Origin of the sequence: Aquincola agrisoli (assembly GCF_036621135.1) — a bacterium.
GTDB lineage: Bacteria > Pseudomonadota > Gammaproteobacteria > Burkholderiales > Burkholderiaceae_C > Aquincola > Aquincola agrisoli.
Genome location: NZ_JAZIBG010000058.1, coordinates 85,432 through 109,026, shown reverse-complemented (window position 1 = coordinate 109,026; position 23,595 = coordinate 85,432). Strand labels below are relative to the sequence as shown.

The 23,595-nt window shown below is 72.2% G+C and carries 23 protein-coding genes; 11 read left to right on the top strand and 12 right to left on the bottom strand.

What is annotated here, in order from left to right:
• Window positions 1-846: PIN domain-containing protein (locus V4F39_RS27255; RefSeq protein WP_378235152.1), on the bottom strand; the 846-nt coding region annotated here is incomplete at its 3' end.
• Between the two features lie 192 nt (window positions 847-1,038).
• Here V4F39_RS27255 and V4F39_RS26930 point away from each other — a divergent pair.
• Complete coding sequence (locus tag V4F39_RS26930) at window positions 1,039-1,917, top strand: DUF4394 domain-containing protein (RefSeq protein ID WP_332293333.1); 879 nt, start codon at window positions 1,039-1,041, stop codon at window positions 1,915-1,917.
• 9 nt (window positions 1,918-1,926) lie between these two features.
• Here V4F39_RS26930 and V4F39_RS26925 read toward each other — a convergent pair whose 3' ends face one another.
• Entirely contained in the window at window positions 1,927-2,379 is a 453-nt protein-coding gene (locus tag V4F39_RS26925) for an SH3 domain-containing protein (protein WP_332293332.1), read from the bottom strand.
• A 132-nt stretch (window positions 2,380-2,511) separates the two neighbouring features.
• On the opposite strand from V4F39_RS26925, the gene V4F39_RS26920 reads away from it, so the two are divergent.
• The 8 genes from V4F39_RS26920 (at window position 2,512) to V4F39_RS26885 (ending at window position 11,422) form a co-directional block, all read left to right on the top strand.
• Window positions 2,512-3,177 carry an NUDIX hydrolase gene (locus V4F39_RS26920; protein ID WP_332293331.1) on the top strand — a complete coding sequence of 222 codons (666 nt, stop codon included), beginning with the start codon at window positions 2,512-2,514 and terminating at the stop codon, window positions 3,175-3,177.
• Between the two features lie 60 nt (window positions 3,178-3,237).
• Window positions 3,238-3,546, top strand: coding sequence for a hypothetical protein (locus V4F39_RS26915; protein ID WP_378235151.1), 309 nt, complete (start codon window positions 3,238-3,240; stop codon window positions 3,544-3,546).
• 140 nt (window positions 3,547-3,686) lie between these two features.
• Entirely contained in the window at window positions 3,687-4,952 is a 1,266-nt protein-coding gene (locus tag V4F39_RS26910; RefSeq protein ID WP_332293329.1) for a TolC family protein, read from the top strand.
• 38 nt (window positions 4,953-4,990) lie between these two features.
• Window positions 4,991-5,554: a hypothetical protein gene (locus tag V4F39_RS26905; RefSeq protein WP_332293328.1), complete on the top strand. Its 564-nt coding sequence runs from the start codon at window positions 4,991-4,993 to the stop codon at window positions 5,552-5,554.
• Window positions 5,551-6,663, top strand: a complete 1,113-nt coding sequence (locus tag V4F39_RS26900) for an efflux RND transporter periplasmic adaptor subunit (protein ID WP_332293327.1) — start codon at window positions 5,551-5,553, stop codon at window positions 6,661-6,663. Before V4F39_RS26905 ends, V4F39_RS26900 begins: the two co-directional genes overlap by 4 nt.
• A 1-nt stretch (window position 6,664) precedes the next feature.
• Complete coding sequence (locus V4F39_RS26895) at window positions 6,665-9,787, top strand: efflux RND transporter permease subunit (RefSeq protein ID WP_332293326.1); 3,123 nt, start codon at window positions 6,665-6,667, stop codon at window positions 9,785-9,787.
• Between the two features lie 34 nt (window positions 9,788-9,821).
• On the top strand, window positions 9,822-10,211 hold the full coding sequence (locus V4F39_RS26890; protein ID WP_332293325.1) for a hypothetical protein: 390 nt from the start codon (window positions 9,822-9,824) through the stop codon (window positions 10,209-10,211).
• Window positions 10,212-10,261: 50 nt separating this feature from the next.
• Entirely contained in the window at window positions 10,262-11,422 is a 1,161-nt protein-coding gene (locus V4F39_RS26885) for a serine/threonine-protein kinase (protein WP_332293324.1), read from the top strand.
• 6 nt (window positions 11,423-11,428) lie between these two features.
• Here the strand turns inward: V4F39_RS26885 and V4F39_RS26880 are convergent, their stop codons facing one another.
• The 5 genes from V4F39_RS26880 to V4F39_RS26860 all read right to left on the bottom strand — a co-directional run bounded on the left by V4F39_RS26880 (window position 11,429) and on the right by V4F39_RS26860 (window position 15,401).
• Window positions 11,429-12,082, bottom strand: coding sequence for a PEP-CTERM sorting domain-containing protein (locus V4F39_RS26880; RefSeq protein WP_332293323.1), 654 nt, complete (start codon window positions 12,080-12,082; stop codon window positions 11,429-11,431).
• 89 nt (window positions 12,083-12,171) lie between these two features.
• The gene (locus tag V4F39_RS26875; RefSeq protein ID WP_332293322.1) at window positions 12,172-13,575 is read right to left on the bottom strand and encodes an APC family permease; all 1,404 of its coding nucleotides are present in this window, start codon (window positions 13,573-13,575) and stop codon (window positions 12,172-12,174) included.
• Window positions 13,576-13,697: 122 nt separating this feature from the next.
• The gene (gene flhC, locus V4F39_RS26870; RefSeq protein WP_332293321.1) at window positions 13,698-14,261 is read right to left on the bottom strand and encodes a flagellar transcriptional regulator FlhC; all 564 of its coding nucleotides are present in this window, start codon (window positions 14,259-14,261) and stop codon (window positions 13,698-13,700) included.
• Between the two features lie 54 nt (window positions 14,262-14,315).
• Window positions 14,316-14,639, bottom strand: a complete 324-nt coding sequence (gene flhD, locus V4F39_RS26865; protein WP_250194931.1) for a flagellar transcriptional regulator FlhD — start codon at window positions 14,637-14,639, stop codon at window positions 14,316-14,318.
• Between the two features lie 135 nt (window positions 14,640-14,774).
• The gene (locus tag V4F39_RS26860; RefSeq protein WP_332293320.1) at window positions 14,775-15,401 is read right to left on the bottom strand and encodes a TetR/AcrR family transcriptional regulator; all 627 of its coding nucleotides are present in this window, start codon (window positions 15,399-15,401) and stop codon (window positions 14,775-14,777) included.
• A 315-nt stretch (window positions 15,402-15,716) separates the two neighbouring features.
• Here V4F39_RS26860 and V4F39_RS26855 point away from each other — a divergent pair, with 315 nt between their 5' ends.
• On the top strand, window positions 15,717-18,053 hold the full coding sequence (locus tag V4F39_RS26855) for a penicillin acylase family protein (RefSeq protein ID WP_332293319.1): 2,337 nt from the start codon (window positions 15,717-15,719) through the stop codon (window positions 18,051-18,053).
• Here the strand turns inward: V4F39_RS26855 and infA are convergent.
• From infA to V4F39_RS26840, 3 genes are all read right to left on the bottom strand, one after another.
• Window positions 18,050-18,319 (bottom strand): translation initiation factor IF-1, encoded by a 270-nt coding sequence (infA, locus tag V4F39_RS26850; RefSeq protein ID WP_332293318.1) that lies wholly within the window; start codon window positions 18,317-18,319, stop codon window positions 18,050-18,052. The two genes, V4F39_RS26855 and infA, sit on opposite strands and share 4 nt — an antisense overlap.
• A gap of 34 nt (window positions 18,320-18,353) precedes the next feature.
• The gene (locus V4F39_RS26845) at window positions 18,354-18,587 is read right to left on the bottom strand and encodes a DUF6566 family protein (protein WP_332293317.1); all 234 of its coding nucleotides are present in this window, start codon (window positions 18,585-18,587) and stop codon (window positions 18,354-18,356) included.
• Between the two features lie 262 nt (window positions 18,588-18,849).
• The gene (locus V4F39_RS26840) at window positions 18,850-20,760 is read right to left on the bottom strand and encodes a B12-binding domain-containing radical SAM protein (RefSeq protein WP_332293316.1); all 1,911 of its coding nucleotides are present in this window, start codon (window positions 20,758-20,760) and stop codon (window positions 18,850-18,852) included.
• 93 nt (window positions 20,761-20,853) lie between these two features.
• On the opposite strand from V4F39_RS26840, the gene V4F39_RS26835 reads away from it, so the two are divergent.
• Window positions 20,854-22,074, top strand: coding sequence for a multidrug effflux MFS transporter (locus V4F39_RS26835; protein ID WP_332293315.1), 1,221 nt, complete (start codon window positions 20,854-20,856; stop codon window positions 22,072-22,074).
• 22 nt (window positions 22,075-22,096) lie between these two features.
• Here V4F39_RS26835 and V4F39_RS26830 read toward each other — a convergent pair whose 3' ends face one another.
• On the bottom strand, window positions 22,097-22,360 hold the full coding sequence (locus V4F39_RS26830; protein WP_332293314.1) for a hypothetical protein: 264 nt from the start codon (window positions 22,358-22,360) through the stop codon (window positions 22,097-22,099).
• A gap of 71 nt (window positions 22,361-22,431) precedes the next feature.
• Window positions 22,432-23,526 (bottom strand): S1C family serine protease, encoded by a 1,095-nt coding sequence (locus V4F39_RS26825; protein WP_332293313.1) that lies wholly within the window; start codon window positions 23,524-23,526, stop codon window positions 22,432-22,434.
• Between the last annotated feature and the right edge of the window lie 69 nt (window positions 23,527-23,595).

Genomic DNA, 23,595 nt, shown 5'->3' with positions numbered 1-23,595 from the left:
CGGCTGGGGTGCGGGCCTCGGCGCGGGTGCAGGCGCCGCCCCCGGCCGGGGCGCCCCGGCCTTGGCTGGCGCTGCCGCCCGGCGGCCCGTCGACGCCTTGCGCGCCGGCGCCTTGGCCGCCGCCTTCTTGCCCGCCACGCGCGGCCCCCGGCCGGGGCCGAAGCCCACCAACGTCGCCGAGAAGCCCAGGCCCAGCGCATGCTCCAGCATCGGCGCATAGCCCTGGTCGTTCGACAGCACGACAAACCGCGCCGCCGGGTTGCGCGACGCGATGTAGCCCATGTAGAACGACAGGTGGAAGTCGAGCGCGTTCTTGCCGGCCCGCGAGATGGGCACCAGCGTCACGCGTTCACCAAACGAGGCCTGGTCCTTGTCGACGCGCCGCTGGTTCGGGCCGTGGAAGAGCCACACGTCGGTCACATCGGGCACCAGGCTGCGGATGTCGGCGTCCTTGGGCTGCACGTTCTCCCAGTCGACGAGCACGTGTGTCTGAGGCGCGGCCGCGGCGGTCGGGCCGACCGGCACGCCCGGCTTGACCGGCGGGTACTTCCTGGCGTTCTTGACGAGCTTGCGGCCGATCGCCCGCTTCAGGTCAACGGCGCTGTGGTCGGCCATCTGCAGCAGGTACAGCATCACGTCGGCCACTTCGTCGGCGATGCGCTCCTGCGTCACCTGGTCGTGGTGCGCGACCTGCGACTGCTCGGGCGTCATCCACTGGAAGATCTCGGCCAGCTCCGCCGCCTCGACCATCAGGGCCGTGGCCAGGTTCTTGGGCGTGTGGAAGGGTTGCCAGTTGCGTTCGGCGGCGAACTCGCGCAAGGTGGTCTGCAGCGCTGACAGGTCCAATCGGTACCTCCTAGAAGCCCGGCGCGGCGGCCGGCAGCACGCAAGTATCGGCGCTGCGGGGTGCGTCCCGGTCGGTCGCAACAGGCCGTGCTTTCCCCTGCTCATCCGCCGCTCGCGGGCCGCAGGCGCGGGCGAGACTCGCCGAGGGCACGCCACCCGGGCGCCGCCCTGCCAGCCCACGGAGTCACCCCCATGTCGTTTCGCCTCGCCAGCCTCGCCGCATCCGTATTGATCGCCGCCGGCTGCGCTTCCCCGCCCCCTGAAACCATCGGCCCGGCCGCCAAGGAGACGGTGTTCGCCGTCACCGCGTCGCAGCGTCTCGTCAGCTTCAACGGCGGCCAGCCGCAGAAGCTGCTGAGCGACCGCGCGCTGACCGGCCTGGCACCGGGCGAGCGCCTGCTGGGCATCGACTACCGCGTCGCGCGGGGCCAGCTGTTCGCGCTGGGCAGCAGCGGCCGGCTCTACCGCATCGACACCGCCACCGCGGCGCTCGCACCGGTCGGCGCCCCGATCGCCACCACCCTGGAAGGCACGCAGTTCGGCTTCGACTTCAACCCGACCGTCGACCGCATCCGCGTGGTGAGCGACGCGGGCCTGAACCTGCGCCTGCACCCCGACACCGGCGCCGTCGTCGACGGCGACCCGAACGCGGCCGGCCTGCAGCTGGACGGCCGGCTCGCCTACGATGCGGCCGACAGGAACGCCGGCCGCACGCCGAAGGTCGCGGCCGCCGGCTACACCTACAACCAGGACAACGACAAGATCACGACCAACTTCGCGATCGACGCCGGCCTGGGTGCCCTGGTGCGCCAGGGCAGCGCGGAAGGCGTGCAGCCCGCAGTCTCGCCGAACACCGGCCGGCTGTTCACGGTGGGCCCGCTGAACGCCGGGCCGATCGGCCAGGTGCACTTCGACATCAGCGACGTCGGCAACAACGCCTATGCCGCGATCACCGCCCCGGGCGCGAAGGCGACCGTGCTGTACCGCGTTGATCTCAAGACCGGCGGCGCCACGCGCATCGGCACCGTGGCCGGCGGCGCGGTGCTGGCCGGCCTGGCGATCGAACCCTGACGGGCGCGACTACCAGCCCCAGAGCAGGCGGTTGGCGACCCAGCCCTGCGTGCCGCCGCTCTGGCGGACCTTGACCCAGCCCTCGCGGCGTTCCACCGTCTTCAGCACCTCCCCGTACACGGCGCGGCCGAGGATGGGGGCACGGGTGCTGGGGCGCTGGCGGATGTTGGCCGCCTTGGACTTGACGACGTGGTGCCGCACCTTGTTCGTCAGCGGCCGGTACACCCAGCCCCTGTCGTTCTCGAAATCCCGCACCCGCAGCCATGCGCCGCGGCGGTCGACCACCTGCAGCGGGTAGCCCGGCTCCAGCAGCCACAACGCGTCGTGCTGCGTGCCCGCACCCGAGCGCATGTTCACCTGCTTGGCGACGCTGACCATCTCGCGCGCATGCGCCATCGGGGACACCAGCAGCGCCACGGCGCAGCTCAGCAGGATCGAGCGGAGGGAGGGGATCAAACGCATCGGAAAAACATCCTTGTCCAGTCTTGTCGAGGGCCGTTGCGGCGGCGCGGGGCCGCCTGCACACACACAGCATGCCGGTTTGTAGTTCCGCAGCCCGCGGCAGAGTTCCGCCGGTGCGGGATGATCCGGGGCATGCAACGCTCCCCCGCCCTCCGCGACGTGGTGCTCGGCCACCTGCAGTCCTTCGATGTCCGGGCCGCCGGCGAGGCCGATCCGGCGCACCGCGGCGCCGCGGTGGCGGTGGCCATCGTCGATGCGGGGCATGGCGCGGAGGTGGGCGGCCTGCCCCGCCACGCACCCTGGCAGGACGACGCCGCGCTGCTGCTCACCCGCCGCGCGGCCGGCCTGCGCCACCATGCCGGCCAATGGGCGCTGCCCGGCGGCCGGCTCGATGCCGGGGAGACGGCCGAGCAGGCCGCGCTGCGCGAACTGGCCGAGGAGGTGGGCCTGCAGCTCGATGCCGCCACGGTGATGGGCCGGCTCGACGACTTCGTCACCCGCTCCGGCTTCGTCATCACGCCCGTCGTCGTATGGGCCGGCGCCGCCCGGCACCTGGTGCCCAACCCGGGCGAGGTGGCGAGCATCCACCGCATCCCGGTCGAGGAGTTCCTGCGCGCCGATGCGCCGCGGCTGGAGGCCGTGAGCTCCAGCGAGCACCCGGTGCTGCGCATGCCCGTGGGGCAGAGCTGGATCGCGGCTCCCACCGCGGCGGTGCTGTACCAGTTCCGCGAGGTCTGCCTGCTGGGCCGGCCGACGCGGGTGGCGCATTTCGAGCAGCCCGCCTTCGCCTGGCGCTGACGGTCACGGACCGTCGCTACACTGCCGCCCGTGCGTCGCTGGTTCACCCTCCTCCTGCTCGTGTTGCTGCCGCTCCAGATCAGCTGGGCCGCGGTGGCCGCCTACTGCGAGCACGAGGCGCACGCGGCGCCGGGCCACGACCTGCAGTTCGACGGCTACGAGCATGCGCAGCCATCGGACGGCGACGCCTCCGGCGAAGCCGGCCACGACTGCGGCCATTGCCACGGCCATGGCAGCGCGATGCTGCCCCGGGCGCCCGATGCGTCCGGCGTCCCCGCCCACGCGCACCCGCCGGCCGCGCCGGACGGCCGTGCGGCGGCGCACGCCCCGCCCCGGCCCGAACGCCCCCAGTGGCCGACCCTCGCCTGATCGGCGGGGCGGTCCGTTCCTCCCAACACACCGTTTGCAGCTGACACGGCACCGTCGATGACGGTGCTTGCTGCAGCGCGGCCGCATGGCCGCGGCTCGCCGATCTCCCGTGGGGTTGTCTCTCAACACTGGAGCATCGGATGCACCGAAGAACACGACGAGGGGCCCGCGCGCGCGGCGGGGCCCTGGCGGCGCTCGCCGCCTGCGCGCTGGCCGCCCAGGCACAGCCGCAGACCCTGAAGCAGGCCTTCGAGGAAGCCTGGTCCCGCCAGCCCGAGGCGCTGGCGCGGCAGGCCTGGCGCGATGCGGCCCAGGCACGGCGGCAGGCCGCCGAGGCCTGGACACCCGAACCGGCCGCGCTGGAGCTGGCCGCGAAGACCGACCGCCTGCACCGCAACGACGGCGCACGCGAGCACGAGATCGGCATCGCCGTGCCGATCTGGCTGCCGGGCGAGCGCGCGCGCAGCGCGGCGCTGGCCGAGGCGGAAGGCCGCTCGGTCGAGAGCCGCACGGCAGCGGCGCAGGCGCGCGTGGCCGCGGCAGTGCGCGAGGCCTGGTGGGACTGGCAGCGGGCCCGCGCCGAGGCCGGCATCGCCCGCGACCAGCACGGCAGCGCGCAGCGCCTCGCGGCCGACGTGGCACGGCGCCTCGCCGCCGGCGACCTGGCGTTGGCCGACCGCCACCAGGCCGACGCCGCCGTCGCGGCCGCCGAATCGGCGATGGCCCAGGCGGATGCCACGCTGGCCGCGGCGCGGCTGCTGCTGGAGGCGGCGATCGGCGGCCCCGGCAGCGCGCTGCCGGGCGCCGCCGATACCGCGGGGCCGCACGCCCCGCCCGAGCCGGAACCCGAACCGCCTCCCGCAGCCGCCGGCGAGCCGCACGCGGCACTCGCCGCGCTGCGCGACCAGGCCCTCGTGGCCGAGCGTGCCGCCGCGCTGATCGCCACGCAGTCGCGTGCCAACCCCGAGCTGACGCTCGCCGCGACCCGCGAGCGCGGCGCATTCGGCGAGCGCTACGCGCAGACGCTCACGCTGGGCCTGCGCATCCCCTTCGGCAGCGGCCCGCGCGCCGAGGCCCGGGCCGCCGCCGCCCGCGCCGAGGCCGCCCAGGCGCAGGCCGAGCTGGTGCTCCAGCAGGCCCGCCTGGCCGCCGACCGCGACGCGGCCCGCCTGCGGGTCGACGCCGGCCGGCGCCAGGCCGCGGCGGCCGATCGCCGCGCGCAGCTGGCCGAAGCCTCGCGCGGCTTCTTCGACAAGTCGTTCCGGCTCGGTGAGACAGACCTCCCGACGCGCCTGCGCATCGAGGCCGAAGCGGCCGACGCCCGGCGGCAGGCCGCCCGCCAGCACATCGAACTCGCCGCGGCGATCTCCGCATGGCGCCAGGCGCTCGGCCTGCTGCCGCAGTGACGACGCGCCCCTCCCGACCACCTTTACCCCGCCCTCCCATGCAACTCCCCGCCTCCCTCGCCCGCCGCGGCGGCGCCCTCGCCCTGTGCGCCCTCGCGGCCACGGCCGTGCCCGCCGCCGACGACCATGGACACGACCATGGCGACGCGCCAGCGCCGGCCGCCGCCGCCCTGCCCCGCTTCACCGCCGAATCCGAGCTCTTCGAGCTGGTCGGCGTGCTCGATGGCCGGCGCCTCACGCTCTACCTCGACCGCCCCGACGACAACAGCCCGGTGACGGGCGCGCGCCTCGAGCTCGACATCGGCGGCACCGCCGTCGCTGCCGACCCGCACGGCGACGGCGAATTCGAAGCCCTGCTGGCCGCGGCCCCGCCGCCGGGCGTGCTGCCGGTCACCGTGACGGTGGTGGCCGGCGACGAAGCCGACCTGCTGGCCGGTGAACTCGACATCCATGCGCCGGCCCCTGCGGACGAGGCCCCGCCAGCCGGCGGCTGGCGCGGCGCGGCCGGCGGGGCGATCGCCGGGCTGGCGGCAGCGGGTGCGCTGCTGTGGGCCGCACGCCGCAGGGCGCACCGCAGCCTGCGTGCCGGAGGTGCGGCATGAAGCGCACGCTCCAAAAGGCCGGGCTCGCGCTGGCCCTCTGGCTGCCGCTGGCGGCCGCCGTCCAAGCCGGCGAAGGCCATGACCATGGCGACGCCCCCGCCGCGCCCCGCGCCAACGGCCCGCAGCGCCAGCCCGACGGCAGCGTGTTCCTCCCCAAGCCGGCGCAGCGCCAGTTCGGCGTGCGCACGCTCGTCGCCGAGGCGGGCGCGCTGCCGCGCACGGTCGAGCTGGGCGGCCGGGTCGTGATGGACCCGAACGCCGGCGGCAAGGTGCAGCCGCTCAACCCCGGCCGCATCGAACCCGGCCCGCACGGCCTGCCCTCCGCGGGGCAGGCCGTGCGCAAGGGCGAGGTGCTCGCCTACGTGGCGGCGTCGGCCGCCCCGATCGAACGCGCCAACCAGGCCGCCCAGGTGGCCGAGCTGCGCGCCGCGAAGGCCCTGGCCGACAAGCGGGTGGCCCGGTTGCAGGCCCTGGCCGACACCGTGCCGCGCAAGGAGATCGAGGCCGCCGAGAGCGAGGCCGCCAGCCTGGCGGAGCGCAGCGCGGCGGCGAGCACGGGCCTGTCGCACCGCGAGGCCCTCGCCGCCCCGGTGGCCGGCGTGATCGCCTCGGCGAACGTGGTGGCGGGCCAGGTGGTCGATGCGCGCGAGCTGGTGTTCGAGATCGTCGACCCCACGCGGCTGCGCATCGAGGCGCTGGCCTACGACCCCGAGCTGGCCGCCGACATCGGCGGCGCCACGCTGGCCCTGGGAGGCGAGCGGGTGCCGCTCGTCTTTGCCGGCGCAGCGCGCAGCCTGCGCGACCAGGCGCTGCCGCTGGGCTTCCGCGCCGAGGGCGCGGCGCTCTCGCGGCTGGCGGTGGGGCAGCCGGTGAAGGTGTTCGTGCAGACGCGCAGCCGCATCGCCGCGATCGCGGTGCCGGTCGCCGCGCTGATGAAGAACCCGGCCAACCAGGCCATCGTGTGGGTCAAGACGGCGCCCGAGCGCTTCGAGCCGCGCACGGTGACGGCCGAGCCGCTGGACGGCCTGCACGCCGCCGTGACGTCGGGGCTGCGCGCCGGCGACCGCGTCGCCGTGCAGGGCGCGACGCTGATCAACCAGGTGCGCTGACATGTTCAAGTGGCTACTCGACCGCAGCCTCGCCAACCGGCTGCTGGTCATCGTCACCGCCGTGGTGCTGATGGCCTATGGCGGGTTCACGCTCTCGCGCACGCCGGTGGACGTGTTCCCCGACCTCAACAAGCCCACCGTCACGCTGATGACCGAAGCCGGCGGCATGGCCGCCGAGGAGGTGGAGCAGCTCATCACCTTCCCGCTGGAGACGGCGATGAACGGCCTGCCCGGCGTGGAGGCGATCCGGTCGACCTCGTCGGCGGGGCTGTCCTTCCTCTACGTCACCTTCGACTGGGGCACCGACATCTTCCGCGCCCGCCAGCTCGTGTCGGAGCGGCTGTCCTCGATGGAGGAAGGCCTGCCGCCGGGCGTGGTGCCGCGCATGGGGCCGATCAGCTCGGTGATGGGCGAGATCATGCAGATCGCCATCCCGATCGAGGCCGCCGATCCGGCCCGGCGGATGGCGGCGCGCGAATACGCCGACTGGGTGCTGCGGCCCCGCCTGATGTCGGTGCCCGGGGTGGCGCAGGTCATCCCGATCGGCGGCGAGGTGCGGCAGTTCCAGGTGCAGCCGGACACCGCGCGCATGGCGGCGCTGGGCATCACGCACGAGCAGCTGTCGGCGGCGCTGCGCGGCTACGCGGGCAACACCTCCGGCGGCTTCCTCGAACTGAACGGCCGCGAGTACCTGATCCGCCACCTGGGCCGCACGTCGCGGCTCGAGGACCTGCAGCAGCTCGCGCTGACGGCCCGCGGCGGCCAGCCGGTGCTGCTGCGCCAGGTCGCAGACGTGGCCTTCGCCGCCGCCCCCAAGCGGGGCGACGCGGGCTTCGAGGGCCGGCCGGCCGTGATCCTGGGCGTGCAGAAGCAGCCCACCGCCGACACCATCGCGCTGACGCTGGCGATCGAGGAGGCGCTGGCCGGGCTGCGGGGCGCGCTGCCTGCCGGCATGGAGGCGCCGCGTGTGACCTTCCGGCAGGCCAGCTTCATCGAGGCCTCGATCACCACGCTGCAGGGCAAGCTGATCGGCGCCTCGGTGTTCGTCGCGGTGATCCTGTTCTTCTTCCTCGGCACGCTGCGGCCGACCGTGATCGCCCTCACCGCGATACCGGTGTCGATCTTCGTCACCGCGCTGGTCTTCCGGTGGTTCGGGCTGTCGATCAACACCATGACGCTGGGCGGCCTGGCCATCGCCATCGGCGGGCTGGTCGACGACGCGGTGGTCGACGTCGAGAACATCATGCGGCGGCTGAAGGAGGACCGGGCCCGGCATCCGCAGCACCGGCTGCACCCGATCGAGCTGGTGGCCCGCGCGTCGATGGAGGTGCGCTCGGCCATCCTCTACGCCACGGTGATCATCGTGCTGGTCTTCATCCCGCTGTTTGCGCTGCCGGGGCTGGAAGGCCGCCTCTTCATGCCGCTGGGCATCGCGTTCATCGTGTCGACGCTGGCATCGCTGGCGGTCTCGGTCACGGTGACGCCGGTGCTGAGCTTCTACCTGCTGCCGCGCATGAAGACGCTGGACCACGGCGACACGTGGCTGCTGGCCTGGCTGAAGGCGCGCTACCGCGTCGGGCTGCAGGCCGTGCTCGGCCGGCCGAGGGCCGCGCTGGCGGCGGCGGGCGTGGCGGCGGCCGCGGCGGCAGCGGCGGTGCCGTTCTTCCCCACCACCTTCCTGCCGCCCTTCAACGAGGGCACGCTGCTGATCGGCCTGCGGCTGAACCCGGGCGTGACGCTGTCGGAGTCCGCGGCCCTGGCGCGCCAGGCGGAACTGCTGGTCAAGCAGGTGCCGGAGGTCATCCATGTCGGCCGGCGCAGCGGCCGGGCCGAGCTGGACGAACATGCCGAGGGGGTGCACGTGAGCGAGCTCGACGTGGGGCTGAAGCCCGCCGCCGAGCTGGCGCGGCCGATGGCGGAGATCACCGCCGACCTCCGCGCCCGGCTAGCGCACCTGCCGGCGGCGATCGGCATCGGCCAGCCGATCTCGCACCGCATCGACCACATGCTGTCGGGCGTGCGCTCGCAGATCGCGATCAAGGTCTTCGGCGAGGACCTCGACACCCTGCGGGGCCAGGCCGACGCGCTGCGCGCGAGGCTCGCGTCCCTCCCGGGCATCGCCGACCTGGAGGTCGAGAAGCAGGTGCTGGCGCCGCAGGTCAAGGTGCGCATCGACCACGCCGCCGCCGCCCAGTACGGCGTGCCGGCGCCGCAGGTGCTGGCCACGCTGCAGAGCCTGGTGGAGGGCGAGAAGGTCACCCAGATCGTCGAGGGCGGCCGGCGCTTCGCGCTGGTGCTGCGGCTGCCGGAGACGGCACGGTCGATCGACGGCCTCGGCCGCATCCTGATCGACACGCCGGGCGGCAGCATCCCGCTGTCGAAGATCGCCGCGATCGAGGACGGCGACGGACCCAACCAGGTGAGCCGGGACGACGGCCGCCGGCGCATCGTGCTGTCGGCCAACGCGTCGGGCCGCCCGCTGTCCGACGTCGTGGCCGACATCCGCGCGGTGGTGGCCGACACGCGCCTGCCCGAGGGCTACTTCATCACCCTCGGCGGGCAGTTCCAGGCGCAGGAAGAGGCCTCGCGGCGGGTCGGGCTGCTGTCGATCGTCTCGCTGACGCTGATGTTCGTGGTGCTCTACAGCCGCTACCGCTCGGCGGTGCTCTCGGTGCTCATCATGGCCAACATCCCGCTGGCGCTGGTGGGGGCGGTGCTGGGGCTGTGGTGGTCGGGCCAGCCGCTGTCGGTGGCGGCGCTGGTGGGCTTCATCACGCTGGCGGGCATCTCGGTGCGCAACGGCATCCTGAAGGTCAGCCACTACGTCAACCTGATGCGTTTCGAGGGCGAGGCCTTCGGCCTGCCGATGATCGTGCGCGGCTCGCTGGAGCGCCTGAGCCCGGTGCTGATGACCGCGCTGGTCACCGCCTTCGCGCTGGCGCCGCTGCTGTTCGAGGCCGAGCAGCCCGGCACCGAGGTGCTGCACCCGGTGGCGGTGGTGATCTTCTCCGGCCTCGTCAGCGCCACGCTGCTCGACACCTTCCTCACCCCTGCGATGTTCTGGCTGTTCGGCCGCAGGCCGGCCGAGCGGCTGATGGACGACAAGGACGCCCAGGCGCTTTGATTCCCCGACCTCCCCTCCCATGAAAGGACAAACCATGTACAGGACCCCCGCGCTGCTCGCCCCGCTCGCCCTCGCGCTGGCCGCCTCCGCCTTCGCCGCCGGCGAGCACGACCATGCCCATGAACACCAGCCGCTGCACGGCGGCGTGGTGGTCGAGGTCAAGGATGTCGACTACGAGCTCGTCGCCCGGCCCGCAGCGGTCCAGCTGCACCTGCGCGACCACGGCAAGCCGGCCGACGTCTCGCAGGCCAGCGCCCGGCTCACGCTGCTGACCGGCACCGACAAGCAGGAGGCCGTGCTCAGGCCCGCCGGCGGCAAGCTGGAAGCCGCGGGCAGCTTCCGGCTCGCGCCCGGCACCAAGGCCGTCGTCGTGGTCACCCGGCCGGGCAAGCCGGCGGCGACGGCCCGCTTCACGCTGAAGTAGCCGGCGCGGGCATCGGGGTGATACTTGCGCGGCGCCACCGCAGTACCTCGATGCCCACCGACGCCTCCCCGCCCGACGACCGCACGCAGTTGATCCCCCGGCGCGACATCGACGCGGCGCTGCCGGTCGGGCACCTGCTGCAGGAGCTGCGCATCGAGGGCGTCATCGGCACGGGCGGCTACAGCATCGTCTACCGCGTGCGCGACCTGCAGCTCGGCCGCCTGCTGGCGGTCAAGGAATACATGCCCGCGACCATCGCGCAGCGCGATGCCAACGGCGTGGTGCACGCACGCTCGGCGCGGCACCTGCCGACCTTCCGCCACGGGCTGCGCAGCTTCTTCGACGAGGCGCGGCTGCTGGCCTCCTTCGACCACCCGGCCTTGGTGAAGGTGCAGCGCGTGTGGGCCGACAACGGCACCGCCTACATGCAGATGCCGCTGCTGGAAGGCACGACGCTGCACGAGGTGCTGCGCCGGGCCAAGGTGCCGCCCGGCGAGCCCTGGCTGCGGCGGCTCGCCACCGAGCTGACCGATGCGCTGGGCGTGCTGCATGCGCAGCAGTGCCTGCACCGCGACGTGGCGCCCGACAACATCCTGCTGCTGCACGGGCCGGACGCCGGCCCGCTGACCGAGCAGCCCCCGCGGCCGATGCTGCTGGACTTCGGCTCGGCGCGGCGCGTGATCGGCGATGCCACGCAGGCGCTGACCGCGCTGCTGAAGACGGGCTACTCGCCGATCGAGCAGTACGAGGGCGAGGCCTCGTCGCGCCAGGGGCCGTGGACGGACGTGTATGCGCTGTCGGCGGTGCTGTACGCATCGATCGCGCTGCGCAGCCCGCCCTCGGCGGTGGCCCGCGCGGTGCGCGACGAGATGCCGCCGGCCGCCACGCTGGGCGCCGGCCGCTACGGGCCCGAGCTGCTCGAGGCCATCGACGCCGGCCTGGCCGTGCGCCCCGAGGACCGTCCGCCGTCGATGGCCGCGCTGCGCGAGCGGCTGACGGCGAGCTTCCCGAAGACCATCATGGTGCCGCGGCGGCCGGCCGCGGCGCGCGAGGCCTCGGCCGCGCCGCCCGCGCGGCCGCATCCGCCCGCCGCTGCTGCGGCGGCGCCCCGTCAGGCATCGCGTGGCTGGCAGCGGCCGATGCTGGCCGCTGCCATCGCGGCGGCTGCGCTGGCCGGCGTGGCCTTCGCCGCGCTGCGCTGGCTGGGCTGAGGCCTGCTAAGCGCCTGCGCGGGTGCCCCGCCGGCGTGCCGCCCAGCCGACGGCTGCGATGCCCGCGAGCATCAAGGCGTAGGTCGACGGCTCGGGCACCGGGCCGGGCGTGCTGGTGAAGCTGGCGTTGTCGGGCGCGAAGTCCGAGATGGCCGCGAACCCGGAGAAGCTGCCGTCGCGCGGCCAGAGGTTCCAGGTGTAGTCCCGCTTGTCGAAGCCGGTGGAGGGCAGCAGCGCGCCGCTGACGATGCCGGTGATGGTGTTGCCGGAGATCGTGACCGACCCCGCCGGCAGGTTGCCCGCGCCACCCACGCTGCCGGTGCCGTCGGGCCGCAGCAGCACAACGCGGTCGAAGCGTACGCCGTCGATGCCGTTGGCCGCGAACCCCGCGGTGCCGGCACCCCGGTTCACGCCCCAGACGTAAAAGCCCGTGGGCGTGCCGCCGATCGCGCCGCTCATCGTGCTGCTGAGCATGAAGAGGTCGCTCGACGCGTCGTAGGTGACGGTGGCGCTGAGCACGTCCAGGTCCGTGCTCGTGCTGCTGCCGGCGAAGGTGGCCAGGAAGTCGCCCGGCCTGTCGGTGATGCCGTCCAGCGCCTGGGCCAGCAGCGGCATCCCCGCGGCGGCCAGGCCGCACAGCAAGCGTCTCGTGTCACGCATCATGTGGTTCGCTCCTGCAAAGGCCGCCCTCGGCCGGCATCGGCGTGCGGCCGCTCGGGCGTGCGGGCCGAGTCGCCCGCACAAGCTGCTTACGGACGAACCGGCGCGGGCATTCCCTTGACGGCACGGTTGACCAGCACCGTGACGATCCACAGCACGACGCCGATGCCCAGCAGCACGCCCGCGATCTGGTACTGCACGAGGGCGCGGCCCGTCCAGGGGCCGACCAGGAAGCCGCAGGACAGCGCGCCCAGCACCGGCAGCCAGGTGGGCGTGCGGAAGTGCTTGTGCTCGACGGGATCGCGCCGCAGCACGAGCACGGCGACGTTGACCACGGTGAAGACGCACAGCAGCAGCAGCGCCGTGGTGCCGCCCAGCGCCGGCACCTCGCCGACGAAGGTGATGAGCCCGAAGGCGAGCAGCGTGGTGAAGCCGATCGCGAAGTACGGGGTGCGGCGCACGGCGTGCACCTTGCCCAGCACCGGCGGCAGCACGTGCTCGCGGCTCATGCCGTAGACCAGGCGGCTCGCCATCAGCATGTTGATCAGCGCGCTGTTGGCCACGGCGAACATGGTGATCACCCCGAACACCTCCAGCGGGAAGCCGGGTGCGCCCGCCTGCACGACCTGCAGCAGCGGCGTCTCGCCCTCGCCGAGCTTGTCCGGCGCCACCAGCGTGATCGCCGAGATGGAGACCAGCACGTAGATGAGCCCGGTGATCACCAGACCCGCCAGCAGCACCTTCGGGAAGTGGCGCACCGGATCCTTGCACTCCTCGGCCATGTTCACCGAGTCCTCGAAGCCGACCATCGCGAAGAACGCGAGCGTGGTGGCCGCGATCACCGACCAGAACGCCCCGCGGTCGCCCGCCGCACTGAACTGCGTGATGCGCGAGACGTCGCCCTCCCCGCCGAGGATGGCCGACATCCCGATGAAGATGATGACCAGCAGGCCGCTCAGCTCCACGCAGGTCAGCAGCACGTTGAACTTCACGCTCTCGCTCACGCCGCGGAAGTTGACCGCCGCCACCAGCGCCATGAAGCCGAGTCCGACCAACGTGATGCCGAGCCCGCCTTCGAAGCCCAGGTCGAAGGCCTGGGAGAGGTTGGCCGCGAAGGCCCGCGAGGCGGTGGACGCCGAGGTGATGCCCGAGCACATCACCGCGAAGGCGACGATGAAGGTCACGAAGTGGATGCCGAAGGCCTTGTGCGCGTAGAGCGCCGCCCCGGCGGCCTTCGGGTACTTGGTCACCAGCTCGAGGTAGCTGAAGGCCGTGACGACCGCCACCGCAAAAGCGACGACGAACGGCAGCCACACGACGCCGCCGACCTCCTTGGCCACCTGCCCGGTCAGCGCATAGATGCCGGTGCCGAGCACGTCGCCGACGATGAACAGCAGCAGCAGCCAGGGCCCCATCACGCGGTGCAGCGTGGGTTCCGCGGCGGGCGGGGTGCTGCCGGTGGCGCCGGCGCCGGTCGGGGGGGTGTTGCTCATGGGGCCTCCGTGGCTGCGCATGCGCGCTCGGGTTGACGGACACCCAGCGCCAGCAAACGCCTTGCCCATGAAAAACGGACCCGCAGGGGGTCCGCTTGGAAGCACCGGCGCCGGGGCGCCCTTCAGTCGGCCGGCAGCGAAGACGCGCTGGCCATCGTGAGCCCGCCGGCGGCCTTGCCCTTGCCGGCGCGCGCGGGCGGGTTGCACAGGCCGCAGGTGTAGTGGCGGGCGATCTCGTGCGGATGCGTCACGAAGTGGCCGCCGCAGGCGTTGCACTTGGTCATGGTGAGCATGCCGTTGTCGACGAACTTCACCAGGCGCCAGGCGCGGGTGACGGACAGCAGCGGCTCGAGGTTCTGCGCGTGGATCTGCTCCAGGTAGAGCTGGTAGGCCTTGATGACGACGTCGATCTCGTCCATCTCGGCGGTCTTGTTCAGGTACTCGTGGATGTTCAGGAACAGGCTCGAATGGATGTTCGGCTGCCAGGTCATGAACCAGTCGGTCGAGAAAGGCAGCTGGCCCTTGCTCGGGCTCTTGCCGGAGACTTCCTTGTACAGGCGCAGCAGGCGCTCGTAGCTCAGGTCGGTCTCCGATTCGAGGACCTGCAGCCGGGCGCCGAGCTTGATCAGCGTGACCGCCCGTTCGATCTGCTTGGCTTCGGTCAGGATGCTCTTGTTGCGTGCCATGGTGTCGTGTGCTCCGTCCTGGTGGGTTGCCGTGCCGTTCGTCGCCGGCTCGTGTCAGGCCGCTTCCTGGTGGCGGCCGGCCATCAGGATGGAGGCGTGCAGGCGGTTCACCGCATCGTTGGCGGAGGCCTTGCCGTGGCTCGTGAGCAGGTTCCACACCAGTTCGTCGTCCATGCGGAAGCGGCACAGCAGGGTGTTGCCCGAGGCGATCTTCATGATCTGGGCAGCCGACAGCGTGCCGATGAGCGTGGCGGTGTCCTCGCTGATGCCCAGGCGGTACAGGGCCTGCTCGCGGTCCGCGCGGATCAGGCTCTGCGCCAGCATCAGGTAGCTGAGGTTGGCTTCGCGGATTTCGGCAAGGATCTGGTCGGCGGTCATGGCGGGCTCCTGGGTTCTTCCTGTGCGGCCTGCGCCGCGATGGAGTGAACTGTAGAAGCCGGAACAGGCGGCCAACAGTGGCCCTTTTCCAGGACTTGAGTCCCGTTACTTCCGTGGGGCCTGTCAGGCAAATTCCTACAGGACCGGGCGGGGCCCGCTGCCGGCCGGGCCCTTGACGGCGGCCAGGCCGCCCATCGCGAACTGGTCGATCAACACGATGAGCGCCTCGAGCCCCAGCCTGCCGCCCGGGCGCCACCAGGTGAACAGCCAGTTGATCATCCCGAACAGCAGCATCGTCACGGGCTTCACCAGGCCGTGTTCACGCAGGTCCGGGCGCAGCTCGCCGATCGCGTTGGCGAACGCGTCGACCACCAGCCGCTCCTTGGCCAGCACACGCGCGAGGTCGTCCGGCTGGAGGTACTTGACGTCCTCCGTCAGGACGCGGTGCTTGTCCTTCGATTCGGCGTACACCACCAGGAAGCGGTCCAGCAGCGCCCGCAGCCGCGGCTCGCCGGGTTCCGCGTCGCGCTCGACGGCCGTCACCAGGTCCACCAGGGCCGACACGTGGCCGTCGGCGATCTGCAGCAGCAGGTCGTCCTTGTCGCGGTAGTAGTGGTAGAGCGCGGGCTTGGTGATGCCGCAGGCTTCCGCGACCTGGTTCATCGACGTGCCGAGGTAGCCGTGCTTCGCAAAGAGGGCGGCGCCTGCATCCAGGATGTCTCGTCGGTGATCATCGAACCCGGCAGACCTCGGCCGTCCCATCCTGCTCCTCTCCCCGCGCCGTGCCCGTCGGGCGCGCGCGGATGATCGCAGATCGACGCGCCCGCGCGCGCCTCACGGCGCCGCGCTGTGCCGGCCCAGCGGCGGATACGGGTCCTGACATGTCGGGGGTTTTTCCCGGGGCGCGGGCTGCGGCGATCTCGGCTAGATTCGTTTACCGGACGGTCGGTAAATGAATTCAACGCGGTCGGCCGCGCCCGTGAGGGCGCTGCTTGACACGGCCGCTTGCATCGCCCGCCGTCCGGCAACGTAGTCAAAACAGCCCGCGACAAGAAGCGGGATACACGGAGACAACCCATGAGGCATTCGAAGCAGTTCGTTCGATGCAGCGCTGCAGCGCTGGCTGCCTGCGCCTGCGCGCTCCTGGCAGCGTGCGGCGGCAGCGACGACGACAAGGGCTACAGCGTCGAGATCCGGCGCACCACCGGCGGCGTGCCGCACGTCAAGGGCACCGACCTCGCCAGCGCCGGCTACGGCATGGGCTACGTCTGGGCGCAGGACCATGCGTGCACGATGTCCGGCCGCTGGCTCACCACCAGCGCGCAGGCCGCGCAGCGGTTCGGGCGCGACGGCCCGACGTTCAGCTTCGACGCCCGCAACGGCAACCTCGCCAGCGACCTCTACATCCAGAAGCTCATCACCGAGGGCTGGCTGGACCGCCTGATGCAGGACAAGGGGCCCACCGGCGTGCTGCCCGAGGTCCGGGAGCTCGTGCGCGGCTACGTGGCCGGCTACAACCGCTACCTCAAGGAGGTGGACTACACCCTGTCGGACCCGCGCTGCGCGGGTGCGGACTGGATCCGGCCCATCACCGAGCGCGACGTCTACCTCAACGCGACCTGGTGGGCCGACATGCTCACCGCGGTGAGGAACGAGCTGCCCGGCTACCTGGCCGCCGTGCCGCCCGGAGCCGCCGCGACGCCGGCGCAGGTGGCCGCGGCGGCGCAGGCCGACGAGCCGGCCCCGAAGGTGACGGCCAGCAACATGGTCGCCCTCGGCAAGGGGGCGACGCAGAGCGGCCACGGCATGCTGTTCTCCAACCCGCACTGGGAATGGAACACCGCCGACGGCATGGTCGCGGCCCACATGACGGTGCCCGGCCTGCTCAACGTCAACGGCATGACCTTCGGCGCCAGCCCGGTCATCGGCATCGGCCACAACGACAAGGTCGCCTGGGGGCACACCTCGGCCGGTGCGGCGGTGACAAACGGCGTGCGCTACCGGCTGCAGCTCGTGCCCGGCTCGCCCACCAGCTACATCGTGGACGGCGTGCGCCACGAGATGGTCCCGACCCGGGTGACGGTCCAGGTCCGCAACGCCTCGGGCGCCGTCGAGCCGTACACGCACACCTTCTACGAGACGATGTTCGGCACGGTGTCGGTCTCCACCAGCCGCCCCTGGACCGCCGAGCACGCCTACACCTGGAAGCACAGCCCGCTGAAGGTCTCGGGCCTGAACATGTGGTACCTGTATGCCAAGGCGCAGTCGGTGGACGATGTCCACCAGGCCGACCGCCGGACGATGGGCGTGGCATGGATCAACACGACGGCGGCCGACACCCAAGGCCGCGCCTACCGCTCGATGCCGACCCCGCTGCCGTACGTGACCGACGAAATGATCGCGAATTGCAGCGTCACGGCCGGCGTGCTCGACGGCCGCCGCCAGGCCTGCGCGCCGATCCAGGACGCGGCCGCGCCGTTCCCGGGAGTCTTCCCGCCGTCGATGATGCCCTTCCAGTTCCGCGACGACTACACGTACAACGCGAACGACTCCCACTGGATCTCGAACCCGCATCAACCGCTGGAAGGCTATCCGTCGCTCTTCGGCCCGGAGCGCACGGTGCAGAGCCACCGCACGCGTGCCGGCCTGCAGATCATCGAGGAGCGGATCGCCGGGACCGATGGCGCACCCGGCAAGGGCTTCACGCTCGACCTGTTCGTCAGCAAGCTGTTCGACGGGCGGGAGTACGCGCGCCTGTGGCAGGCGGACCTGGTCGACTACTGCAACCAGTTGGCGGGCACCGCGGGTGCCCCCGCCTCGCTGGGCCAGGCCTGTACCGCCATCGCCGGATGGAAGGGCACCTACCACCTCGACGACCCGGGCGCCGTGCTCTTTCGCCGGTTCGTCGAAAGGAGCGGGACCGGTGCGGACCGCTACACGGTGCCGTTCGATCCGGCAGACCCGCTGAACACGCCGCGTGGCCTGAATCGATCGACGGCGGTGCGCGACGCGCTGTACGGCGCGATGAACGACCTGGCAGGCAGCGGCATCCCGCTCGACGCCAGCCTGCGCGGCTACCAGTACCGGCAGGTCGGCAGCGAACGCATTCCGCTGCCAGGCGGCAACATCTTCCAGCGCCTGAACACCGCGCCGTTCGCCGGCGCTGACGGCTGGCGTGCGACGAGCGGCAGCAGCTTCATCTACTGGGTCGAGATGAGGGCGAGCGGGCCGGTGGGCAAGCAGATCCAGGTGCAGGGACAGTCCGACGACCCGACCTCGCCGCTGCACACCGACCAGACCCGGCGCTACAGCGCCGGCAACTACCTGGACATCCGCTTCACGGAGCAGGAGGTGCTCGCAGACCCGGGCCTCACGACGCAGGTGCTGAAAGCGAAAGCCGACGGCAGCTTCTAGCGGGCGACGCGCCGTGCCGCAGGGCGCGGCGCGCCGCCGGCCCGGGCTTCCAGGTGCCGGAAGGTGATGCGCCCCTTGCTGAGGTCGTAGGGCGACATCTCCAGCGACACGTTGTCGCCGGCCAGGATGCGGATGTGGTGCTTGCGCATGCGGCCGGCCGTGTAGGCGACGAGGGAGTGGCCGTTGTCCAGCAGCACGCGGAAACGCGAGTCGGGCAGCACTTCCTCGACCTTGCCGCGCATTTCGATCAGCTCTTCTTTGCTCATGAAACTCCTTGAAGGGGTGGGAAAGGCCGCGCGCTCAGGCGTGGCCGTGGGACTGGATCCAGGTCACGCCCTGCTCGACGGCATGGCGCGCGGCGCTTTCCCGCGTGGGAAAGCTCGGGACGAATCGGAAGACGCGGTCATGGGTGCCGCTGCCGCGACCGCTGCGGATCGACACGGCGGCCACATAGGCGCCGGCATCCGTCCTGCGGATCAGGGGAGAGACAAGGTACTTGCCTACGGAGAAGTTCTTTTCGTGTTTCGTGATCATCAAAGCCGCACGGACCGATGACGGCCGCGCGCGTGAAAGTTCGCTGAAGCGACAGAGGTCGCTGGATACGGGGCCGGCCGATGGAGGGGAATCGACCGGCGATGGGCTCGCCGCTGGGTGGGGCTGACGACCGCGGGGACCAGCGGGGAGCCGGTCGAGGTGGTATGGCGTGCGTCTGGGATGAGACGGAAGCCGTGTCAGGGACAACTGCCGCGTGAGAGAGCAAATCGCGGGTTGGCCGTGAATTATAACCGCAGACGTGTCAGGCTGCCTGGAGCGCGCGTGCGATGCGGTGGCGGGACACGGTCGGCTTGGGCACGCGGGTGTCAAACCAGCTGCGCACATCGGCCTCCAGGCCAATGCCGTGCATGTAGTTGTAGACCGCCTTCTTCAACGCGCGGCCGTAGGCGTCGTGGTCGGCGCCGGTCGGGTCGATGAAGCCGACGTCGTTCTTCGCGAAGCGGCCCGGCGGCAATGGCAGCAGCGTGATCCCGTACTCCTCGGGCCGCTGCCCCACCGGCGAATGCACGGTGCAGGCGAAGCGGTGGAAGAAACCGCTCTGGATGCAGCCCTGCTCGAAGAGCTGGCGCACGTACTCGAGCGCGTCCACCGTGTCCTGCGCATCCTGCGTCGGGAAGCCGTACATCAGGTAGGCGTGCACCAGGATGCCGGCATCGGAGAACGCCCGCGTCACCCGGGCCACCTGCTCGACCGACACGCCCTTCTTCATCAGCTTCAGCAGCCGGTCGGAAGCCACCTCCAGGCCGCCCGAGATCGCGATGCAGCCGCTGGCGGCCAGCTCCTCGCAAAGCCCGGGGGTGAAGGTCTTCTCGAAGCGCACGTTGCCCCACCACGAGATGTCGAGCCGCCGCCGCTGCAGCTCGGCCGCCAGCGCCCGCAGCGCGCTGGGCGGCGCGGCCTCGTCGACGAAGTGGAAGCCGGTCTGCCCGGTCTCCTGCACGATGGCCTCGATGCGATCGGCCAGCGTGGCGGCCGAGGCCTGCTCGTAGCGCGCGATGTAGTCGAGGCTGACGTCGCAGAAGCTGCACTTCTTCCAGTAGCAGCCGTGCGCCACGGTGAGCTTGTTCCAGCGCCCGTCGCTCCACAGCCGGTTCATCGGGTTGAGCATGTCGAGCAACGACAGGTAGCGGTCGAGCGGCAGGCCGTCCCAGGTGGGCGTGCCCACGTCCTCGAAGGGCACGTCGGGCTCGGGGAAGTTGACGTAGCGCACCGTGCCGGCCTGGGGATCGCGCACGAAGCTGCGCACCAGGCGCTGGCGCGAACGCCGGCCCTGCAGGTGCTCGATCAGCGCCAGCAGCGGCCGCTCGCCGGCGTCCAGCGTCACGGCGTCGACGAAGTCGAACAGCCGCGGCTCGGCCAGCTCGCGCAGCTCGGTGTTGACGAAGCCGCCGCCGAGCGCGATGGCGATGTGCGGGTGGCGCGCCTTCACCGCCTGCGCGATGCGCAGCGCCGCGTACATCGAGCCGGGGAACGGCACCGACAGCAGCAGCAGGCTCGGCCGGTGGCGCTCCACCGCCTGCAGCGCCAGCGCGGCCAGCCGCTCGTCGACGAGGTTGGGCGGTGCGGCGAGCGCCTCGGCCAGCGGATCGAAGCTGGGCTGGCTGGCCGCGAGCTGCTCGGCATAGCGCACGAACTCGAAGCGGCCGTCGACCGCGTCGCGCAGCACGTCGGCCAGGTCGTTGAGGTACAGCGTGGCGAGGTGGCGGGCGCGGTCTTGCAGGCCCAACGCGCCGAAGGCCCAGGCCAGCGGATCGCCGCCCTCGTCGTCGACATAAACGTCCAGCGTGCGAAAGCGTGCGCCCTCCGGCAGCCATCGCCGGCCGGCGATGCGGTGCGCGATGGTGGCATCGCGGCCCTGCAGGAAGCGGATGGTCGGGCCGATGGTGGCGCGGTAGTCGTCGAAGGCCGCCAGGAAACCCGCCACCTGCGCGGAGCGGGCCGCGGGTGCCAGCGCCTCGGCGCAGGCGCGCACCTGCTCGAGCCCCTGCGGCGACAGCAGGTCGAGCACCAGCGCCAGCGCGAGGTCCTCCTGGGCCGCCTCGATCTGGCGCGAGCGCAGGAAACCCGTGAGGTACGCGGTGGACGGGTACGGGGTGTTGAGCTGCGTCATCGGCGGGATGACGGACAGCACGCGGAAGGGGTCGGTCGGCATGGGCGGGGACGCGGGTACACACGGGCGGGCCGCGGCTGTGGGCATTGTCGGCGATGCACCCCGGGGCTGCAGCTGCCTGCCAGAATCGACCGGATGCCCTCTTCCCCCCGCTACTTCAAGCTCGCACTCGTCCTGGGCCTGCTGTCGGCCATCGGCCCCTTCGCCATCGACATGTACCTGCCCGCGCTGCCGGCGATCGGCGCCAGCCTGCGCGCCGACATCGGCACCGTGCAGGCCAGCCTCACCGTGTTCTTCCTCGCACTCGGCGTGGGGCAGCTGGCCTACGGCCCCGTGTCCGACATGCTGGGGCGCAAGCCCCCGCTGTACTTCGGGCTGGTGCTGTTCGCGCTGGCCAGCGTGGGCTGCGCGCTCGCGACCGACGTGCAGACCCTCATCGCGCTGCGTTTCGTGCAGGGCCTCGGCGCGGCCGCCGGCATGGCGATTCCACGCGCCGTGGTGCGCGACGTGCACACCGGCACCGACGCCGCGCGGCTGATGTCGCTGCTCATGCTGGTGTTCAGCGTGTCCCCGATCCTCGCGCCGCTGGCCGGCAGCGTGGCCATCGCCCTCGCCGGCTGGCGCAGCGTGTTCTGGTCGGTTGCCGTGGCCGCCGTGTTCGGCATCGGGCTGATGCTCACCTCGCTGCGCGAGACGCGCCCGCCGGCCGACCGGGTCCGTGCAGGCCTGGGCAGCGCGCTGTCGGCCTACGCGCTGCTGCTGAAGGACCGCAGCTACCTGGGCCTGGTGTTCACCGGCGCCTTCGCGATGGCGGGCTTCTTCACCTACCTGGCCAACTCGTCGTTCGTGATGATCGACCACTACGGCCTGTCGCCCACGATGTACAGCGTCGCGTTCGGCGTCAATGCCGCGGCCTTCTTCGGGGCCTCGCAGTTCAACGGCAGCCTCGGCGACCGCTTCGGGCTCGCGGCCGTGGCCAAGGGCGCCGTCACCGCCTGCGGCGCGGTGATGTGCACGATGCTGCTGTATTTCGCGGGCGGCGGCGGCAGCCTGGCGGTGCTGATCGTCCTGTACTTCATCGCCAGCGCGCTGATGGGCCTCGTCATCCCGACGACGGCCGTGCTGGCGCTGGAAGACCACGGTGCCAACGCCGGCACCGCCTCGGCCTTGATGGGCACGCTGCAGATGCTGGTGGGGGCCCTGGTGATGATGATCGTGGGCGTGTTCGCCGACGGCACGCCGCTGCCGATGGTGGCCGGCATGGCCGGCGGCGCACTCGTCTCCGTCGTGCTGGCCTGGGCCACACTGCGCCCCGGCCGGGCCGGCTACGGCATCGCGACCCGGGACGCCGGCTGAACACGGCAGGCGGGCCGCCGCGCTACACGTCGGCCCATTGCAGCATCAGCACCACCGCCACCAGTGGCAGCCCCGCCTGCACGAACCGTTTCGCCGCGGCCGAGGTGGGCGCACGCGGCCCGCGCCGCCCGATCGCGTAGGCCGCACTCAACAGCACCGGCAGCACGAAGGCCGCGAGCCAGAACGTGCCGGTGTCCCGGCCGAACAGCGTGTACGGGTTCAACACGGCCACCGCGGCCATCGCGCAGCAGTGGCGGCCGAGCCTCCCGGCATCTCCCCTCGTCATCGCACCTCCCGATCGAGCGAACGTTGCGGGAGTCTGTCGAGGCCGGCTTAAGGCCGTATTAAAGGCAGAAGTCACTCGAGCGCGGCGGCCTCGACGTCGAGCCGGCGCAGCTGCGCGCCGCGCCGCACGACGAACTGGGTGCCCAGCGGCTCGCGCCACGTGAGCAGCAGGCGCGCGAAGTCCGCGCTGTGCCCCACCGGCCGGCCGTTCATGCCGACCACCACGTCACCCGTGCGCAGCCCGACCCGCTCGCCCAGGCTGCCGCTGGTGACGCTGACGATCACGGCGCCCTGTGCGTAGCCCCGGCCCTGGCTGTGCGCCGCCGGCGGCGCCAGGTCGATGAACTGCACGCCCAGCCGCGGCCGGCGCACGCCGCCCGCCACCTTCAGCTCGGCCGCCACCAGCTGCACGATCTCGATCGGCACCGACAGGCTCACGCCCGGCGTGCCGAACACGCCGGCCATCGTGCGCAGGTTCAAGCCGACGATCGCGCCGCTCGCGTCGAGCAGCGGGCCGCCGGAGTTGCCGGGGTTCAGCGCGAGGTCGCTCTGGATGAACAGCAGCTCGTGGTCGTCGCCGAAATGGCGGTCCTTGCCGCCGACGACGCCGGCCGAGACCGAGCGGTTCAGGCCGTAAGGCTCGCCGATGGCCAGCACCCAGTCGCCCGGCCGCAGCGGCGGCGTGCGGCCCAGCGTCGGGCGACCCGCGGGCGCCTGGGGCACCCGCAGCAGCGCGATGTCGGCCTCCTCGTCGAGCCCGACCAGCTCGGCCTCGACGACCCGCTGGTCCGGCAGGCGCACCACCACCTGCGCCATGTGCTGCACCACGTGCGCGGCGGTCACGGCGTGGCCCTCGCCGTCAATGAAGAAGCCGGCGCCGATGCGCACGTCGAGCAGGCCTTCGGGGTCGACCGGATCGGGCCCCGTGTCGTCGCGGGCGAAGGGCTCCGCACGCTCCTCGTCGTCGGCGGGCTGCGCGCGGGCGCTGGTGCCATAGACGCCGATGGTCCACGGCAGGCCGCGCTGCAACGCGGGCGCGAACGAGAGCGACGCCGACGAACGTCCCCAGGCCGCGGTCGGCTGGGGCGTGGCGCAGGCGTTAAGAAGCAAGCAGCAGGCGAGCGCCGCGCCGCCGAGCGCGGCACGGGCAGAGAGAAACCGGGGCATGGGCGGATGTTCCGTGGGCATCGGCCGCCGAGGCTTGCGCCAGGTCAAGGCAGGCCTGCGGCGCAGTGC

Bases quoted from the DNA above. Each gene is read 5' to 3' on its own strand.
- V4F39_RS26910 (WP_332293329.1), top strand. From the start codon at position 3,687: ATGCACCGAAGAACACGACGAGGGGCCCGCGCGCGCGGCGGGGCCCTG.
- V4F39_RS26830 (WP_332293314.1), bottom strand. From the start codon at position 22,360: ATGACGAGGGGAGATGCCGGGAGGCTCGGCCGCCACTGCTGCGCGATG.
- V4F39_RS26880 (WP_332293323.1), bottom strand. From the start codon at position 12,082: ATGCGTGACACGAGACGCTTGCTGTGCGGCCTGGCCGCCGCGGGGATG.
- V4F39_RS26875 (WP_332293322.1), bottom strand. From the start codon at position 13,575: ATGAGCAACACCCCCCCGACCGGCGCCGGCGCCACCGGCAGCACCCCG.
- V4F39_RS26920 (WP_332293331.1), top strand. From the start codon at position 2,512: ATGCAACGCTCCCCCGCCCTCCGCGACGTGGTGCTCGGCCACCTGCAG.
- flhC (WP_332293321.1), bottom strand. From the start codon at position 14,261: ATGGCACGCAACAAGAGCATCCTGACCGAAGCCAAGCAGATCGAACGG.
- V4F39_RS26885 (WP_332293324.1), top strand. From the start codon at position 10,262: ATGCCCACCGACGCCTCCCCGCCCGACGACCGCACGCAGTTGATCCCC.
- infA (WP_332293318.1), bottom strand. From the start codon at position 18,319: ATGAGCAAAGAAGAGCTGATCGAAATGCGCGGCAAGGTCGAGGAAGTG.
- V4F39_RS26845 (WP_332293317.1), bottom strand. From the start codon at position 18,587: ATGATCACGAAACACGAAAAGAACTTCTCCGTAGGCAAGTACCTTGTC.
- V4F39_RS26895 (WP_332293326.1), top strand. From the start codon at position 6,665: ATGTTCAAGTGGCTACTCGACCGCAGCCTCGCCAACCGGCTGCTGGTC.
- V4F39_RS26825 (WP_332293313.1), bottom strand. From the start codon at position 23,526: ATGCCCCGGTTTCTCTCTGCCCGTGCCGCGCTCGGCGGCGCGGCGCTC.
- V4F39_RS26855 (WP_332293319.1), top strand. From the start codon at position 15,717: ATGAGGCATTCGAAGCAGTTCGTTCGATGCAGCGCTGCAGCGCTGGCT.
- flhD (WP_250194931.1), bottom strand. From the start codon at position 14,639: ATGACCGCCGACCAGATCCTTGCCGAAATCCGCGAAGCCAACCTCAGC.
- V4F39_RS26860 (WP_332293320.1), bottom strand. From the start codon at position 15,401: ATGGGACGGCCGAGGTCTGCCGGGTTCGATGATCACCGACGAGACATC.
- V4F39_RS26890 (WP_332293325.1), top strand. From the start codon at position 9,822: ATGTACAGGACCCCCGCGCTGCTCGCCCCGCTCGCCCTCGCGCTGGCC.
- V4F39_RS26930 (WP_332293333.1), top strand. From the start codon at position 1,039: ATGTCGTTTCGCCTCGCCAGCCTCGCCGCATCCGTATTGATCGCCGCC.
- V4F39_RS26900 (WP_332293327.1), top strand. From the start codon at position 5,551: ATGAAGCGCACGCTCCAAAAGGCCGGGCTCGCGCTGGCCCTCTGGCTG.
- V4F39_RS26925 (WP_332293332.1), bottom strand. From the start codon at position 2,379: ATGCGTTTGATCCCCTCCCTCCGCTCGATCCTGCTGAGCTGCGCCGTG.
- V4F39_RS26835 (WP_332293315.1), top strand. From the start codon at position 20,854: ATGCCCTCTTCCCCCCGCTACTTCAAGCTCGCACTCGTCCTGGGCCTG.
- V4F39_RS26840 (WP_332293316.1), bottom strand. From the start codon at position 20,760: ATGCCGACCGACCCCTTCCGCGTGCTGTCCGTCATCCCGCCGATGACG.
- V4F39_RS26905 (WP_332293328.1), top strand. From the start codon at position 4,991: ATGCAACTCCCCGCCTCCCTCGCCCGCCGCGGCGGCGCCCTCGCCCTG.